The following is a 14,554-nucleotide window of genomic DNA, read 5'->3' as shown; positions in this document are numbered from 1 at the left end:
GCCGACTACCCGACCGTCGCCGCGTCGCCGGCGATCGCGGCGGCCCCGGCGATCGCGCCGGCATCGGGCGCCGGCCGGATGGTGGCCGGGGCGAGGTCGAACAGAGTGCGGGCGTTCGTCTCGCCGACCCGCCCCCGCACCCCGTCGGGCAGCCCGTCGACCAGCCCGACGATGCGGCCCAGCACGTCCATCAGCGGTGGCGCGTCGGAACCGAGCAGTACCCGGCCGGGGCCGAAAAACTCCAGGTTGGCGCGGAGCTGTGCGGCGCTCGGGCAGGACGTCTCCACATGGAACCGGCGCAGCGAGTCGCTGGCCCGGCCGAGCAGCGCGGCCCGCCGACCCGGCGTCGGCGGGCCGGGGCGGGGCTGGGTGGCCAGGTCCAGTTTCTCGGCGAGCTGGGCGATGCCACCGCCGCCGGCCGCCGCGATCAGCAGCAACTCGGGGTGGCGCTCCAACCAGCCGCCGCAGACGATCGAGGCCACCGACATGGTGATGTCGCAGGGGCGTACCACGTGCTCGACCAGGCCCGGGTCGGGCATGCTCGCCGTACCGACCGGCTCGGCGGGCGGATGCAGCAGCACCGGTACCCCGGCCCGGGCCGCGAACGCGAAGAAGTCCGCCGCCCGGGGCGAGCCGAGGTACTCGTCCCGGATGCTGGTGTTGACGATCAGCCCGACGAACCGCCAGTCCCGGAGCAGGTCCTCGGCCATCGCCAGCATGGCGTCACCGCCGAACGGGTCCAGGTAGACGTAGCCGCGCAGCGCCTCCGGGAACCGGCTCACCAGGTCGCCCATCAGGTCGTTGTGCGCCCGGATCTGGTCGGCCGACTGCCGGTAGTTGTCCACTCCCGAACCCGGCAGCATCGAGCCGGCCCCGGCCGGGCTGCCGATCAGGGTCATCCCGATCCCGAGGGCGCGCTTCGCCTCGATCGCCGCCTCCGGGTCGCGCAGGCTCGGCGGGCCGCCGCCGGTCTCGCCGTACGGGGCGAGGTGGCCGTGCACGTCGACGTACATGCCGCTCACCCCCGCCCGGGGCCGGGGCCGCCCGGGGGCCGCCCGATCAGCGTGGTGGTGAAGCCGAACCGGCCGAGTACGGGCACCTGGGCGCCGTACAGCCCGTCGGCGGCGTCACTTGTCAGGAAGCCGACCACCTTGGCCACCTGCTCCGGGGTGACCGCCTCGTCGAAGTTCATCTGCGGGCGCTCGGCACGGGCCTCCGGCGTGTCGGCCATCGTCATCACCACCGTGTTGACGTGCACCCCGAGGTGTTTCACCTCGTGCGAGAGCGACCGGAGCCAGGCCACCAGGGCGGCCTTGGTGGCCGCGTACCCGGACAGGCCCGGCAGCGGCTCCTGGGCGAGCGGGCTGGCGAAGAAGACCAGTCGGCCGCCGCCGGTCAGCCGGGGGATGACCGCCTGCGCGGTGAGTACCGCCGAGAACAGGTTGGCCCGGACCAGCCGGTCGAGTTCGGCGGCGTCGGTGCGCAGCGCCGGGCCGGCGGCGAAGGCGCCGACCAGGTGGACCAGCCCGGCCACCCCGCCGAACCGGTCGACCGCGGCGCCGACCGCCGCCGCCGCGCCGCCGGGCTCGCTCACGTCCGCCTGGTACGTCTCCACCTGGCCCGGTACCCCGTGCACCCGCTCGGCCAGGGCGAGCCGCTCCCGGTCCCGCCCGACCAGCAGCAGCCGGTCGCCGCGCTTGGCCAGCAGCGCGACGGTGGCGCCGGCCATCGGACCAGTCGCGCCGGTGACCAGGTATGCCGGCCCGTCCGTCATGCCGTGACCTCGGCCGGCCGGGCCGCCGAGACCCGGGTGGTGACGTGTTCCATCATGGCCTTCTGGAAGAACGCCCGGGCGCCCTCCGGGGTGCTCGCGTCCCGCTTGTCCTCCTCGACGAGGTAGTTGTCGAGTTCCCGCTCGACCGCCTGGATCCCCGGCTCCCTGGCGATGTGCGCCATCAGGCCGGGCAGGCTGCCGTCGATCTCGATCATCCGGATCACCAGCCCGTCCTTCATGAACACCGACGTGCTCAGCAGCCGGGTGCCGTCCGGTGCCACCTGGGCCGGCGGCGCGTAGTTGGCGAGCAGTTCCCGGACCCGGTCCTCGGTACCGGGACGAACCCGGAACATGATGGCGAAGCGTTGCATGGTGGTCCTTTCGCTGGCTGACGGGCGGTCGATGGTGGCCGGCGGATACCTCCGGCCGGCGCCGCCGCCGTCGGACACGGCGCCGGACCCTCATCGTCGGCCGACCGCCCCCGGTCGTCTTCCCACCGGCGAACGAACCCCGGCCTCACCTGTCCGGATGACCTGCTGACCTGGCGGCGGTAGACAGCGCTGATAGGCAGGGAACAGGGCGGATTCCAGGCCGTCGGAGCGGAGGATCGGGATGGACGAGAACGTGTTCGAAACCGCGTACGGCGGCCGGGCGGCCCGGGGTTCGGCCATCGCGGCGACCCCGTGGGAGATCGGCCGGGCGCAGCCGGTGGTCGAGGAGCTGTACGGCTTCGGCGCCTTCTCCGGCCACGTGCTCGACGCCGGCTGCGGTACCGGGGAGAACGCGCTCTTCCTGGCCGCACAGGGGCACAAGGTGACCGGCGTCGACGTGGCGCCGAGCGCGGTGGAGACGGCCCGACGCAAGGCCGCCGAACGGGGCCTGTCGGCCGACTTCACGGTCGCCGACGCCACCCGGTCGCTCGGCGACGACGGGTCGGTCGACACCGCCCTCGACTGTGGACTGCTGCACAGCCTGCGGCCGGAGCACCGGGCCGGCTATCTCGCCGCACTGCACCGGGTCTGCCGGCCGGAGGCGCTGGCGCACGTCCTCTGCTTCAGCGACCGGGTCCGGTTCGACTTCGCGGGCGGCCCCCGGCTCTTCGACGAGCCGACCGTACGCGGCGTCTTCGGCCCGGACTGGGCCCTGGTGCACCTGGAGACGGCGACGCTGACCGCGCTGTTCCCCGGCGGCGAGCGGGACCTGCCCTGCTGGCTGGCGACCGCACGACGCTCGTGACCGGCGACCGCACAACGCTTCTGACCAGCACGGACGACAACGGGAGGAACGAATGATCATCGACCTGGCCGGCAAGAAGGCCCTGGTCACCGGCGGCACCAGAGGCATCGGCCGAGCCGTCGTGCTCGGCCTGGCGGCGGCCGGCGCCGACGTGGTGACCTGCTACCGACAGCAGAGCGAGGCGGTCGAGGCGCTGACCGAGGACCTGGCGAAAACTCCCGGCGACCACCACGTACTCAAGGCGGACGTGAGCCGGGGCGAGGACGTGGACCGACTGCTGGCGCACTGCCAGAGCGTGTACGGGTCGCTGGACGTACTCGTCAACAACGCCGGGGCCATCTCGCACGTACCCTTCGGCGAACTGCCCCGGGACGAGTGGCGCCGGGTGCTGGACACCAACCTGACCGGTGTCTTCACCGTCACCCAGCAGGCGCTGTCGCTGCTCACGCCGCGCGCCTCGATCGTGCTGATCGGGTCGAAGGCGGCCGGGGTGGGCATCCCGCTGCGGGCCCACTACACCGCCTCGAAGGCCGCGCTGACCGGCCTCGCCCGCAGCCTGTGCAAGGAGCTGGGACCGCGCGGCCTGCGGGTCAACGTGGTCGCCCCCGGCATCGTCGACACCGTCGAACTTCCGCCGGAACAGGCGGCCAAGTACTCCTCGATCATCAGCCTCGGCCGGCTGGGCCGGCCCGAGGAGATCGCCAACGTCGTCGCCTTCCTCGCCAGCGACCTGGCCAGTTACGTGACCGGCACCACCATCAACGTGGACGGAGGCACCTGAGATGTCGTACCGCACCCCGGGTTTCCGGGTACTCCTGCGGATGCGGATCCACCCCGGCCTGGAGCAGGGATTCGAGAAGGAGTGGCACACCGTCGCCGAGGCGGTCACCGGGCATCCGGCGAACCTGGGCCACTGGCTGATGCGCGACAGCGGCGCGGACGAGCCGGTCTACTACATCGGCAGCGACTGGGTGGACGAGCAGCAGTTCCGGCAGTTCGAGGCGAGCCCGCAGCACCTCGCGCACCGGGCGCGGCTGCACCCGTACCGGTCGGACGGGTCGATCGCGACGATGCGGGTACTCGACCACATGCCCGGCGCCGCGGCGGACCTCGGATGACCACGACCGGCCGGTCCGCCGCACCCGGCGGACCGGCGGGCCGGGTCCGGGTACTCGTCTGGCACCGGGCGCCGGCCGACGGCATCGCCCCGGTGCTGGCCGCGTACCGGTCGATCAGCCGGGACCTCGCCGACACCCCGGGGCTGCTCGGCAACGAACTGCTGCGCGCTCCCGGCGACCCGGGCAGCGTGGTGGTGGCCAGCGAGTGGAGCAGCCTGGACGCCTTCCTCGCCTGGGAGCGCAGCGCCGGCCACCGGACGACCACGGCACCGCTGCGCCCGTTCCGGGACAGCGACCGCGAGCCGCCGTACGAGGTACTGGAGGTGCTGACCGGCTACTGAGGACGGTCGCCGGTCCCGTCCGAGGTCCGTGCCCTGCCGGGTGTCCGCTCCCCCGGCAGGGCACCGGCGGTCAGCCGACCGGCCCGGACCAGCGGCCGGACCTCCCCGGCCAGCAGCACCAGTACGCCGACCGAGACGCCGGCCGCCAGCACCGATCCCGGCCAGCCGACCGAACCCGGGTCGACGACCGCCCGTTCGAGCAGGATCAGCAGCGCGAGGGCGAGACTGGTCGCCAGGGCGCCGCCGGCCGCCAGCCCGGCCCGGTAGCCGAGCAGGCTGCCCCGGCGCCACGTGACGCCCCGGGCCCGACGGCCACCGAGCAGCACCCCGACCGCCGCGCAGACCGCGCCGAGGGCCAGCAGGGTCATCATCCGGCCGGCGAGCTCGATCTCGATCGGCACGTCGCTCGGCCACGGATCGGGCGGGCCGGACAGCAACGTCAGGCTCCAGGCGGCCACCGCCACCGGTGCCGTGGCGAGTACGGCCACCGAGAGGCGCCGCCCGCCGGAGTGCAGGGACTCGTACGCGAAGTCCCGTACCACCACCGCCGCCGGCCCCCACTCGGTGACCGCCAGCCGCTCCGCCTCGATCCGGGAGCCGCCCAGCGACCGGTGCCGGTCGGCCGCGTCCTCCAGCCCGTACCGCAACTCGTCGAGCACCTGGCTTCGCCACCTCGGCCGGGCTCCGGTCAGGCCGCGCTCGATCTGCCCGAGGTAGTCGTCGATACCGCCGGCGTCCATGCTGGGTCTCCATCCTGCTTCCGACGGATCGGCCCCGGCCGGGATCCATCGACCCGCCGGCCGGGAACCGACCCGGTACGCGGGGTTCAGCGGAACGGCACCCACCAGTCGAGCGGGTCCTCCAGCGGGACCCGGAGGCCCGGTACCGCCCGGTCCGGGTGCAGGGTGCGGTAGGCGCCGCCGTAGTAGACCAGTGGCTCCGCGTCCGGCTCGTCGGCCGCCCACGCCTCGACCACCCGGCCGATGACGATCTCGTGGTCCCCGGCCGGAACCCGGCGCGGCGCCACGCATTCGAGTACCGCCAGCGGGTCGTCGAGCAGCGGTGCGCCGCTGCGGCCGTACCGGGGGGTCAGCTCGCCGAAGCGGTCGAGGCCGGGCCGGGCGAACCGCTGGGACAGGTCCCGGTCCCGCTCCCGCAGCACGTTGACGGCGAAGGCCGGCGCCGAGGCGAACACCGGGAAGAGCCGCGAGTGCCGGTTGACGCAGAACAGCACCAGTGGTGGGTCGAGGGACAGCGACGAGAAGGAGTTCGCCGTCATCCCGGTCGGCCGGCCGTCCGGGGTGACGGCGGTCACCACCACCACGCCGGTGGTGAAGTGACCGAGCACCGTACGTAGTCGGCGCTGGTCGATCGGGTCGGACACCACGGTCTCGGTCACCGCACACTCGCCTCCTCGACGGGGGTGGCCGGCTCCACCGCCGGCCGGAAACGGTCACCGGCCAGCGCCGGGGCACCGGCCGGCCGGGTACGGTTTCCCGGGCTGCCCGGATCCCGGACCGCCGTCGGGCGCACCCCTCGCCATCGCGTACGACATCGACCCGCACGTGGTGTCCCGGACCTGGTCCCACGCTACGGCGGTGGCCGGCGCCGGTCTTCCGCCGCGCTGACGATCCCGCCGCTCCGCCGCTCGGGCGGCGCCTCCTCCCCCGGGCGGAGGCGGACCGGGAACGCCCCCGCCGTCGCGGTTGCCGCCAGGCGGCACCGGCCGGCGTCCAGTCGCCGTCGACACCGCGCCGCCCGGCGGCAGTGGTCACCGCGGTGGACCGGCGACACCGATCAGGTTGCCCTCCGGATCGGTGAAGTGACCGACCGCAATGGCGCCGCCGCTGGTCGGGGCCGGACCCAGGATGCGCTCGCCGCCGAGGCTCTCGGCCCGTTGGAGCGCCGCTTCGACGTCGGGAACACCGACGTAGAACAGCACCCGGGGCCGGTGTCCGGTACCGCCCGCGACACCACCGTTGATCCCGGTGCCGTCGCCGGTGGTGCCGCCGTCGACGAAGCCGTACTCGCCCGGCGCGGAGACGGCGTCGGTGGCGGCGTCACCCACACCGAACGTCCAGCCGAACAGGTCGCCGTAGTAGCTCCGGAGCGCCGCCGGATCCGTACCGATGATCTCGAAGTGCACGACGGGCTGTCCCATGGTTTCCTTCCCAGGTAAGACGTGGCGCCTCGGCGCCGATCGGGGTGGCACCTGACCGGTGCCGTACACCGCAGAGGTCGGAGCCGGATCCCGGCTCTCGACGTCCACGGCGCTGCCCGTCCGGCGGACGCCGGCCGCGACCCGGGCGAGGCATCCGGAGCCGCCAATACCGGCTGGCCAGAGAGTCCGTCAGGTCGTCCCGACGGATCCCGGTGATACAGTCCACCGGCCGGGCTGGCCATCGGCACGCCCGCGACCAGCATTCGGGGAGGGAACGATGGCCATCACGGCCGACGAGAGCAGCCGCTTCGCCGCGTTGCTCGACAGCCACGCGGCGCGGCTGGTTGAGCGCTGGACCGAGGTCACCGCCGCCTCGGTGCGCGGCCGGATGACGGAGGCGGAGCTACGCCAACAGGTGCAGGAGCTGCACCGGGCGCTGCGCGCCGCGCTCGCCGAGGGGCAGTTCGACCTGGCCGCCGACGCGTCCGGCGCGCTGCGGGCCACGCTCTCCGAGATGTCCCGAAGCCGGGCGCAGCAGGGCTTCACCGCCACCGAGACCGCGGTGAGCGTCTTCGCGCTCAAGGACGCGCTTGTCGACGTGCTCGACGTACGCTCCGGCGACCAGCGGGCGCTGGCGGACTACGTCACCGCCTCCGGGGTGGTCGACCAGTTGGGCCTGTTCACCTTCGAGCGGTACGCCAGGTCGCGGGAGGAACTCCTCGCCGACCAGGCCGAGCAGCTTCTCGAACTCTCCACCCCGGTGGTGAAGCTCTGGGAGGGCGTGGTCGCCATCCCGCTCGTCGGCACGCTGGACTCGGCCCGGGCCCAGGTCGTGATGGAGCGGCTGCTGCAGACCCTGGTCGACACCGGCTCGCCGTACGCGATCATCGACATCACCGGCGTGCCGGCGGTGGACACCCAGGTCGCGCAGCACATCCTGAAGACGGTGGTGGCCGCCCGCCTGATGGGCGCCGAGTGCATCGTATCGGGCATCCGGCCGCAGATCGCCCAGACGATCGTGGCGTTGGGCATCGAGTTCGGCGACATCGCCACCAAGGCGACGCTGGCCGACGCGCTCCGGCACGCGCTACGCACGATCGAGCAGTCCCGCCGGGGCAACGGCAGCGCCGCACGCGGCGCGCGGGAGGCCTGATGCACCGGGTACCGGTGCTCAAGATCGGTGACCTGCTGCTGGTCTCGATCCAGGTCGACATGGAGGACCAGACCGCGCTGGCCCTGCAACAGGACCTCTCCGACCGGATCGTGCAGAGCGGCTGCCACGGGGTGATCATCGACATCACCGCGATGGACATCGTCGACTCGTTCGTCGGCCGGATGCTCTCCACGATCGCCGCGATAGCCCGGGTACTCGACGCCGAGACCGTGGTGGTCGGGATGCGGCCGGCTGTCGCGATCACCCTCGTCGAACTGGGCCTGTCGCTGAACGGCATCCGGACCGCGCTGAACGTCGAACGCGGCATGGAACTGCTGGCCCGGTCCCGGCAGGACGACGCGGACCACGTACGCGGGTCGGACTCGGACACGGCGTGGATGCTCGCTCTCGGCCCGGACCCCGACCACCCGACGGCGACCGCGTCTTGACCGGCCGGCCCGACCTGTCCACCCCGCAGGTCGTGACGATCAACTCGGACGCCGACGTGGTGCGGGTACGCCAACTCGTCCGTACCGCCGCCGTCGCGGTCTCGCTCTCCCTGGTCGACCAGACCAAGCTGGTCACCGCCGCGAGCGAGCTGGCCCGGAACACCCTGGTCTACGGCGGTGGCGGCGGCGCCGAGGTCGGTGTCGTGGACAGCGGTCGCCGCAAGGGCATCCGGATCGTCTTCTCCGACGAGGGCCCCGGCATCGCCAACCTGGAGCTGGCGCTGACCGACGGCTACACCTCGGGCGGCGGCCTGGGGCTGGGCCTCGGCGGCGCGCGGCGGCTGGTCGACGAGTTCGAGGTGCAGACCGGCACCGGTCAGGGCACCCGGGTGACGATCACGAAATGGGCGCGATCGATGTGAGCGGCGACGACCGGCTTGTCGACGAGGGCGCGTGGTTCCAGGTCGAGGAGTTGGGTGCGGTCGGCACCGTCCGCCGGGCCGCCGAACTGTTGGCCGGCCGGATGGGTTTCGACGAGGCCCGCGCCGGCGCCGTGGCCATCGTCGCCGTCGAACTGGCCAGCAATCTCGTCAAGCACGCCGACAACGGACTGCTGCTGATCCGGCCGGCCCGAAACGACCGGGTGGCCGGGGTGGAACTGCTCGCCCTCGACTCCGGCCCGGGGATGACCGACGTGGTCTCGTCGACCCGGGACGGTCACTCGACCGCCGGCTCCCTCGGCATCGGGCTCGGCGCGATCGGCCGGCAGTCGAGCTGGTTCGACGTCTTCTCGCTGCCCGGCCGTGGCACGGTGACCGCCGCCCAGGTCTGGCCGGGGGAGGCGCCGGAGCCGGGCCGGGTCGCCGGGGTGAGCCGACCGATGAGCGGCGAGCAGTCCTGCGGCGACGGGTTCGCGGTGCGTACCGTCGAGGGCCGGCGGCAGGTGCTGGTCTGCGACGGGCTCGGGCACGGGCCGCTCGCCGCCGTGGCGGCCCGGGCCGCCGTGCACGCCTTCCACCTGGCTCCGGCGGCGCCGCCGGCAGCGGTGCTCGAACACCTGCACCGGGCGATCAGCCACACCCGGGGCGCTGCCGCCGCCGTCGCCGAACTCGATTCGGCGGCCGGGCTGGTCCGGTACGCCGGGCTCGGCAACATCGCCGGCTCCGTGCACCACGACGCCGACCGGCGTGGCCTGGTCTCCATGCCCGGCATCGTCGGCCACCAGCGGCGGACGGTACGCGAGTTCGACTACCCGTTCCCGGACGGCGCCTGCCTGGTCATGCACAGTGACGGGGTGACCGACCGGTGGCGGCTGACCGACTACGTCGGGTTGGCCGCGCGCTCGCCGCAGGTGATCGCCGGCACCCTGCTGCGGGACGCCGCCGTACGCCGTGACGACGCCTGCGTCCTCGTCGCCCGGACCGCGCCGTGACCGGGCCACGTCTGGACGGGAAGCCGTGACGACCGCGCCACGCCGGGCCGGAGCAGCGGCCGTGACCGGGGAGCGGTCGTGACCGGGCCATCGGCCACCGGTCCGGTGCTGCTGCGGATGACGCTGCGCGCCGAGCCGGACGTGTTCCTGGTCCGCCAGCGCGGCCGCGAGGTGGCCGCCGCCGTCGGCATGGAGCACCAGGACCAGGTACGGCTCGCCACCGCGCTCAGCGAGATCGGCCGCTACCTCGTCGTCACGCTGGCCGTACCGGCGCGAGCCGAGGTGACCTTCGCGGTGACGGTCGACGCCACTCCGCAGGTGCTGGTCACCGAGGTCACCGCCGTACCGCCGGCCGGCACGACGGAACAGACGCTCACCGAAGCCCTGGTGCTGGGCCGGCTGGTCGACACCTTCAGTGTCGCCCGGGACGGTGCGGCGCTCGTACTCCGGATGACCCGCCGGATCCCCGCCCCGACCAGCCCGCTCACCCCGGATCGCCTTGACGTGATACGCGACAACCTGAACGCCTCGGCCGCCAGTACTCCGCTGGAGGAGATGGCCGAGCAGAACGAGCAGCTCCTCGCGGCCCTGGAGCAGACCCGGGCGCAGCGCGACGAGCTCGTCCGGCTCAACGAGGAACTCGCCGAGACCAACCGGGGCGTGCTGGCGCTCTACACGCAGCTCTCCGAGGAACTCGACGAGACCAACCGGGGCGTGGTCGCGCTGCACGCCGAGTTGGAGGAGCGCTCCGTGCAGCTCCGCGCCGCCAGCGAGGCGAAGAGCCGGTTCCTGGCCAACGTCAGCCACGAACTCCGCGCGCCGGTGACCGCGGTGATCGGGCTGACCCGGCTGCTGCTGGACCCGGCCTCCGACCCGCTCACCGCCGAGCAGCGGGAGCAGGCGGAGCTGATCCGGGGCTCGGCCGCCGACCTGCTGTCGCTGGTCAACGAGCTGCTGGACCTCGGCAAGGCGGAGTCCGGGGCGATCGAGCCGAACTGGACCGACGTCGAGCTGCGGACCGTCTTCGGCCAGCTCCGGGGCACCGTACGGGCGATGGCCACCCGGCCCGAGGTGGAGCTGGTGGTGGTCGACCCCGCGCCGCCGGCGCTGATCCGCACCGACGAGGTGCTGCTCACCCAGGTGCTGCGCAACCTGCTGCACAACGGGCTCAAGTTCACCGCGCGGGGCGAGGTCCGGATGACCGCCGAGGTCGACGGCGACTGGTGGGTCGTCCGGGTCAGCGACACCGGAATCGGCGTACCGGCCGAGCTACAGGAGCGGATCTTCGAGGAGTTCTACCAGGTGCCGGGGCGTCCCTCGCCGACCGGCGCCCGGGGCACCGGCCTCGGCCTGCCGTACGCCCGGCGGCTGTCCCGGCTGCTCGGCGGCGACCTGCGGATGACCAGCGAGCCCGGCGCCGGCAGTACGTTCACCGTCCACCTACCGCTGCGGCCGACACCGTGAGCGGCGCGGAACAGGTCGGCTCCGGCGCGACGATCCTGGTCGTCGACGACAGCGCCGCCAAGCGCTACCTGCTGGTCAGTTGGCTCACCAGGGCCGGGTACACGGTCGTCCAGGCGGACAGCGGCGGTGCGGCGCTGGACCGGATGGAGCGGGAGGAGATCGACCTGGTCGTCCTCGACGTACGGCTGGGCGACATGAGCGGCTTCGAGGTGAGCGAGCGGATCAAGGCCGATCCCCGGCACGCCTCACGACCGGTGATCCACGTGTCGGCGCACGCGGTGAGCGTTTCCGACCGGGCGCAGGGCCTGACCCGGGGCGCGGACGCGTACCTCGTGGAACCGATCGAGCCGGACGAACTGATCGCCACCACCCAGGCGGCGCTGCGCTACTACCGGGCCCGGAGCCGCGCCGAACTGCTGGCCGCCCGGCTCGCCTCGCTCGCCGAGACCACGCTGGCGGTGAACGCCGCCCCCTCGTTCACGCCGCTGCTCACCTCGGCGGCGCACGGGGCGTCCCGGATCTTCGGCACCGGGGCGCTGGTGGCCGGGCAGGACGCCGACGGTCGAGGCTGGGCGGCACTGGTCGGCGAACCCGGTGGACCGGTGACGGTCCGGCAGTGGCCGGTCGACCTCCGGGCCGTGCCGGTCGGGGTCGGGATGCACGCCAAGCCGTCGGCCGACTGGCCGGTGCCGGTACGCCCCGGCGAGCAGGTCTGCGTCGCCACCGCCCGGCTCCGGGTGGACCGCCCGGCGGTGCAGGTGGCCGTACCCGAGTCGGCCCTGACCACCGAGTCCGCCGTACTCAGCCAACTGGTGCAGGCGGTGGCGACGGCGGTCGAGGCGCAGCGCTCGTACGACGAGGAGCACCGGATCGCGGTGACCTTGCAGCGCAGTCTGCTCCCCCGCCGGCTGCCCACGGTGCCCGGGCTCGACCTCGCGGTCTGCTACGAGCCGGCGAGCGCGCAGACCGAGGTCGGCGGCGACTTCTACGAACTGGCGATGATCGACGGCCGGCTGGTCGCCGCGATCGGCGACGTCGCGGGCCACTCGCTGCACGCGGCGACCGTGATGGCCGAGCTCCGGCACGCGATCCGGGCGTACGCGGTGGAGCGGCATCCGCCCGGCGCCATCCTGGACCGGGTCGACGAACTGCTGCGTACCCTGTTGCCGGCCGAGTTCGCGACGCTCTGCCTGCTCACCCTGGAACCCGCCACCGGCCGGATCCGGCTGGCCAGTGCCGGGCACCTGCCGCCGCTGGTGGTCACCGCCGACTCGACCGAGTACGTCGAGCACCGCGCCCCGCTGCTCGGGGTCCGCGCGAACCGCCCCGACGACCTCGAATTCGTGCTGCCCCGGGGCGCGACCCTCGTGCTCTACACCGACGGCCTGGTCGAACGCCGGGACGTGGACCTGGACCGGCGGCTGGACGACCTGGCCGGCACGGCGGCAACCGTCGAGCAGGACCTCGACGCGTTCTGTCGGCGGCTGCTGGCCGAACTCAACCCGACGGAGATCACCGACGACATCGCGGTGGTCGCCCTGCGCCGGCACTGAGTCACCGCAGGCCGGGCGAGCCGGACCCCGCACGGCGGGTTCGTAACCGAGAATGCACCATATGTCGACATCTTCCGTGCAACCGGCCGGGTCAGCCGCCCCGCAGCCCGGCTCCGCAGCCGTACGCCGCTCGGAGCCGGCGGGAACGGTCCTGGTCGCCTCCCCGGCGCGGTCGCCGGCCACCGACCACCGGGCGGCGGTCCCGGTACTCGACTACTACCTGATCCACCCGCCCAGGCGCGACGAGCCGGAGCCGAGCCGCCCGGCGGGACTCCTGGTCGAGGAGTTCGGGCTCGGCGCGGACCGTTCGGCGGTCCGACTGGACAGTGCCGGCTGGACGCCGGGCGTTCTGCGCTGGCACGGCGCCTCCGCCTTGAGCCGCGAGCTGCGCGTCGACGCGCACCTGCGCGACCGGGTGGTCGGGGTGTCCCGACAGGAGGCGGCGGTGGTCTACCACCAACTCGCCGGGGCCGTCCTGCCGGACGAGGAGACGCTGCGCGGCTACTTCGACGGCGGCACCGTGCTGCCCACCTCGGCGCCACTGTGGCTGGACACCGCTCGGGTGACGGCCGGATTCGCGCAGACCCGGACGTACCGGATCCTGTTCGCCGCCGGGCCCGACCCGGACAGCCTGGCGAAGCTGCTGAACAACGCGGGGATGACGGTGGTACCCGACCTCGCCGACCCGCAGGCCCGGGTCGTCGCCGTCGCTCGGCGGCGCGTCGGTGGCGACGCCTTCACCTGGAAGTTGCGCCGGATCGGCGCCGGTGCCGCCTGGGGCCTCGACGTCACCGCCGACCTGGTCGGCGGCGGCGACGCCGCCGTCGCACCGATGCTGCGCGAACTGACCACGGCGGCCCGGCTGGCGGGGCTGATCCCGGTGACGATCGAGCGGTTCTGCTGAACCCGGGCCCCGAGCCCTGCCGGTTGGTCGGCCGGTAGCGACCGGGTCGGTCGCCGGAGCCGCCCGGCAGCGACCGGGTCAGCGGGTGGCGGCCGGCGCCGCGTACCGGTGCCGGGCGTGCCAGAGCCAGCCGACGTCCCGGCCGAAGGACCAGCAGAGCAGCGCCAGCGCCAACCCGACCGACGCGTACGCCAGCGGGCCGGGCAGCACCCCGGACGCCGCCACCGCCAGCACGATCCCCTGCATCGCGGCGACGGTCTTCCGGGAGAACCGGTGCGGCAGCGCCGCGTTGAGCCACGGCAGCACCCAGGCGGCGGCGACGAAGACGTACCGGAGGGCGCCGATCGCGAGTACCCAGCCGCCGAGCGACTGTGCGAGATAGGCGCTCAGCACCAGGATCAGGAAGGCGTCGACCTCCATGTCGAACCGGGCACCGAGCGCGGTGGTCGTACCGGTGCGCCGGGCGACCTGGCCGTCCACCCAGTCCAGCGCCAGCGCCACGCTCGCCACGGCGACCAGCAGCCCGACCGGGGCCGGTGACCAGAAGGAGGCCGCCACCAGCGCGGTCACCCCGCCGACCAGGGTGGCCCGGGCCAGCGTGACCTGGTTGGCGGCGCCGAGCATCCGCGCCCCGGAACGGCGCAACGCACGGCCGAGCAGCAGCCAGGTGACCACCGCGTACGCCGAGCCGGCAAGCCAGCCTGCGGGACCGAGCCCGACCGTCGCGCCCAGCGCCGCCAGCAGGACGAACTGGACCGCCAGCCCTACCGCCGGCCCGTCCACCTCCGCCGAGGTACGCCGGTCGACCGGTACGGCGGAACCGCCGTCGCGCGGCACGGGACGTACCCGCAGCCGCGCCGGTCGCAGCCGGACCAGAGATGCCGCCATCGGATGTTCACTGACAGTCAACGTTCCTCCGTCACGGTTTGGCGCGATCAACGCGCCGCGTATCGTTGCCGCTGCCCACCC

18 protein-coding genes are annotated in these 14,554 nt (G+C 73.7%); 11 read left to right on the top strand and 7 right to left on the bottom strand.

Annotated features, from left to right (window positions below):
* Positions 1-5 precede the first annotated feature (5 nt).
* From Pen02_RS34810 to Pen02_RS34800, 3 genes are read right to left on the bottom strand one after another with little or no spacing between them, the layout of a single operon-like run.
* Positions 6-1,013, bottom strand: coding sequence for an amidohydrolase family protein (locus Pen02_RS34810; RefSeq protein WP_203870413.1), 1,008 nt, complete (start codon positions 1,011-1,013; stop codon positions 6-8).
* A 5-nt stretch (positions 1,014-1,018) separates the two neighbouring features.
* Positions 1,019-1,774, bottom strand: coding sequence for an SDR family NAD(P)-dependent oxidoreductase (locus Pen02_RS34805; RefSeq protein ID WP_203870412.1), 756 nt, complete (start codon positions 1,772-1,774; stop codon positions 1,019-1,021).
* Positions 1,771-2,145 (bottom strand): SchA/CurD-like domain-containing protein, encoded by a 375-nt coding sequence (locus tag Pen02_RS34800; RefSeq protein WP_203870411.1) that lies wholly within the window; start codon positions 2,143-2,145, stop codon positions 1,771-1,773. Before Pen02_RS34800 ends, Pen02_RS34805 begins: the two co-directional genes overlap by 4 nt.
* A gap of 241 nt (positions 2,146-2,386) precedes the next feature.
* On the opposite strand from Pen02_RS34800, the gene Pen02_RS34795 reads away from it, so the two are divergent.
* From Pen02_RS34795 to Pen02_RS34780, 4 genes are read left to right on the top strand one after another with little or no spacing between them, the layout of a single operon-like run.
* The gene (locus Pen02_RS34795) at positions 2,387-3,010 is read left to right on the top strand and encodes a class I SAM-dependent methyltransferase (protein WP_203870410.1); all 624 of its coding nucleotides are present in this window, start codon (positions 2,387-2,389) and stop codon (positions 3,008-3,010) included.
* Positions 3,011-3,062: 52 nt separating this feature from the next.
* Positions 3,063-3,791, top strand: a complete 729-nt coding sequence (locus Pen02_RS34790) for an SDR family NAD(P)-dependent oxidoreductase (RefSeq protein WP_203870409.1) — start codon at positions 3,063-3,065, stop codon at positions 3,789-3,791.
* Position 3,792: 1 nt separating this feature from the next.
* On the top strand, positions 3,793-4,128 hold the full coding sequence (locus Pen02_RS34785; protein WP_203870408.1) for an antibiotic biosynthesis monooxygenase family protein: 336 nt from the start codon (positions 3,793-3,795) through the stop codon (positions 4,126-4,128).
* Positions 4,125-4,469, top strand: a complete 345-nt coding sequence (locus Pen02_RS34780; protein WP_203870407.1) for an antibiotic biosynthesis monooxygenase family protein — start codon at positions 4,125-4,127, stop codon at positions 4,467-4,469. Before Pen02_RS34785 ends, Pen02_RS34780 begins: the two co-directional genes overlap by 4 nt.
* On the opposite strand, the gene Pen02_RS34775 is transcribed toward Pen02_RS34780, so the two are convergent.
* From Pen02_RS34775 to Pen02_RS34765, 3 genes are all read right to left on the bottom strand, one after another.
* Positions 4,463-5,209: a hypothetical protein gene (locus Pen02_RS34775; RefSeq protein ID WP_203870406.1), complete on the bottom strand. Its 747-nt coding sequence runs from the start codon at positions 5,207-5,209 to the stop codon at positions 4,463-4,465. The genes Pen02_RS34780 and Pen02_RS34775 overlap by 7 nt on opposite strands.
* 86 nt (positions 5,210-5,295) lie before the next feature.
* Positions 5,296-5,868, bottom strand: coding sequence for a flavin reductase family protein (locus tag Pen02_RS34770; RefSeq protein ID WP_203870405.1), 573 nt, complete (start codon positions 5,866-5,868; stop codon positions 5,296-5,298).
* Positions 5,869-6,240: 372 nt separating this feature from the next.
* Entirely contained in the window at positions 6,241-6,630 is a 390-nt protein-coding gene (locus tag Pen02_RS34765; RefSeq protein ID WP_203870404.1) for a VOC family protein, read from the bottom strand.
* A gap of 277 nt (positions 6,631-6,907) precedes the next feature.
* Between Pen02_RS34765 and Pen02_RS34760 the strand changes: the two genes are divergently transcribed.
* The 7 genes from Pen02_RS34760 (at position 6,908) to Pen02_RS34730 (ending at position 13,585) form a co-directional block, all read left to right on the top strand.
* Positions 6,908-7,783, top strand: a complete 876-nt coding sequence (locus Pen02_RS34760) for an STAS domain-containing protein (RefSeq protein ID WP_203870403.1) — start codon at positions 6,908-6,910, stop codon at positions 7,781-7,783.
* On the top strand, positions 7,783-8,232 hold the full coding sequence (locus tag Pen02_RS34755; protein ID WP_239141779.1) for an STAS domain-containing protein: 450 nt from the start codon (positions 7,783-7,785) through the stop codon (positions 8,230-8,232). Before Pen02_RS34760 ends, Pen02_RS34755 begins: the two co-directional genes overlap by 1 nt.
* 32 nt (positions 8,233-8,264) lie before the next feature.
* The gene (locus Pen02_RS34750; protein ID WP_239141777.1) at positions 8,265-8,654 is read left to right on the top strand and encodes an ATP-binding protein; all 390 of its coding nucleotides are present in this window, start codon (positions 8,265-8,267) and stop codon (positions 8,652-8,654) included.
* Entirely contained in the window at positions 8,636-9,664 is a 1,029-nt protein-coding gene (locus Pen02_RS34745) for a SpoIIE family protein phosphatase (RefSeq protein WP_203870401.1), read from the top strand. The genes Pen02_RS34750 and Pen02_RS34745 overlap by 19 nt, the downstream gene beginning before the upstream one ends.
* A 78-nt stretch (positions 9,665-9,742) precedes the next feature.
* Positions 9,743-11,128: a sensor histidine kinase gene (locus Pen02_RS34740; RefSeq protein ID WP_372445725.1), complete on the top strand. Its 1,386-nt coding sequence runs from the start codon at positions 9,743-9,745 to the stop codon at positions 11,126-11,128.
* Positions 11,125-12,681 (top strand): fused response regulator/phosphatase, encoded by a 1,557-nt coding sequence (locus Pen02_RS34735; RefSeq protein WP_203870400.1) that lies wholly within the window; start codon positions 11,125-11,127, stop codon positions 12,679-12,681. Before Pen02_RS34740 ends, Pen02_RS34735 begins: the two co-directional genes overlap by 4 nt.
* A gap of 61 nt (positions 12,682-12,742) precedes the next feature.
* Positions 12,743-13,585 carry a hypothetical protein gene (locus Pen02_RS34730; protein ID WP_239141775.1) on the top strand — a complete coding sequence of 281 codons (843 nt, stop codon included), beginning with the start codon at positions 12,743-12,745 and terminating at the stop codon, positions 13,583-13,585.
* Positions 13,586-13,663: 78 nt separating this feature from the next.
* Here the strand turns inward: Pen02_RS34730 and Pen02_RS34725 are convergent, their stop codons facing one another.
* A complete protein-coding gene (locus tag Pen02_RS34725) occupies positions 13,664-14,473 on the bottom strand; it encodes a CDP-alcohol phosphatidyltransferase family protein (protein ID WP_203870399.1) in 810 nt (269 codons plus the stop codon).
* Between the last annotated feature and the right edge of the window lie 81 nt (positions 14,474-14,554).

Origin of the sequence: Plantactinospora endophytica, assembly GCF_016862915.1 — a bacterium.
Taxonomy (GTDB): domain Bacteria; phylum Actinomycetota; class Actinomycetes; order Mycobacteriales; family Micromonosporaceae; genus Plantactinospora; species Plantactinospora endophytica.
Note: the sequence above shows the minus strand (reverse complement) of the source record. Positions and strands in the feature narration are given on the sequence as shown.

Coding starts and splice junctions, on each gene's coding strand:
- Pen02_RS34810 (WP_203870413.1), bottom strand. CDS start 1,013: ATGTACGTCGACGTGCACGGCCACCTCGCCCCGTACGGCGAGACCGGC.
- Pen02_RS34805 (WP_203870412.1), bottom strand. CDS start 1,774: ATGACGGACGGGCCGGCATACCTGGTCACCGGCGCGACTGGTCCGATG.
- Pen02_RS34800 (WP_203870411.1), bottom strand. CDS start 2,145: ATGCAACGCTTCGCCATCATGTTCCGGGTTCGTCCCGGTACCGAGGAC.
- Pen02_RS34795 (WP_203870410.1), top strand. CDS start 2,387: ATGGACGAGAACGTGTTCGAAACCGCGTACGGCGGCCGGGCGGCCCGG.
- Pen02_RS34790 (WP_203870409.1), top strand. CDS start 3,063: ATGATCATCGACCTGGCCGGCAAGAAGGCCCTGGTCACCGGCGGCACC.
- Pen02_RS34785 (WP_203870408.1), top strand. CDS start 3,793: ATGTCGTACCGCACCCCGGGTTTCCGGGTACTCCTGCGGATGCGGATC.
- Pen02_RS34780 (WP_203870407.1), top strand. CDS start 4,125: ATGACCACGACCGGCCGGTCCGCCGCACCCGGCGGACCGGCGGGCCGG.
- Pen02_RS34775 (WP_203870406.1), bottom strand. CDS start 5,209: ATGGACGCCGGCGGTATCGACGACTACCTCGGGCAGATCGAGCGCGGC.
- Pen02_RS34765 (WP_203870404.1), bottom strand. CDS start 6,630: ATGGGACAGCCCGTCGTGCACTTCGAGATCATCGGTACGGATCCGGCG.
- Pen02_RS34760 (WP_203870403.1), top strand. CDS start 6,908: ATGGCCATCACGGCCGACGAGAGCAGCCGCTTCGCCGCGTTGCTCGAC.
- Pen02_RS34755 (WP_239141779.1), top strand. CDS start 7,783: ATGCACCGGGTACCGGTGCTCAAGATCGGTGACCTGCTGCTGGTCTCG.
- Pen02_RS34745 (WP_203870401.1), top strand. CDS start 8,636: ATGGGCGCGATCGATGTGAGCGGCGACGACCGGCTTGTCGACGAGGGC.
- Pen02_RS34730 (WP_239141775.1), top strand. CDS start 12,743: ATGTCGACATCTTCCGTGCAACCGGCCGGGTCAGCCGCCCCGCAGCCC.
- Pen02_RS34725 (WP_203870399.1), bottom strand. CDS start 14,473: ATGGCGGCATCTCTGGTCCGGCTGCGACCGGCGCGGCTGCGGGTACGT.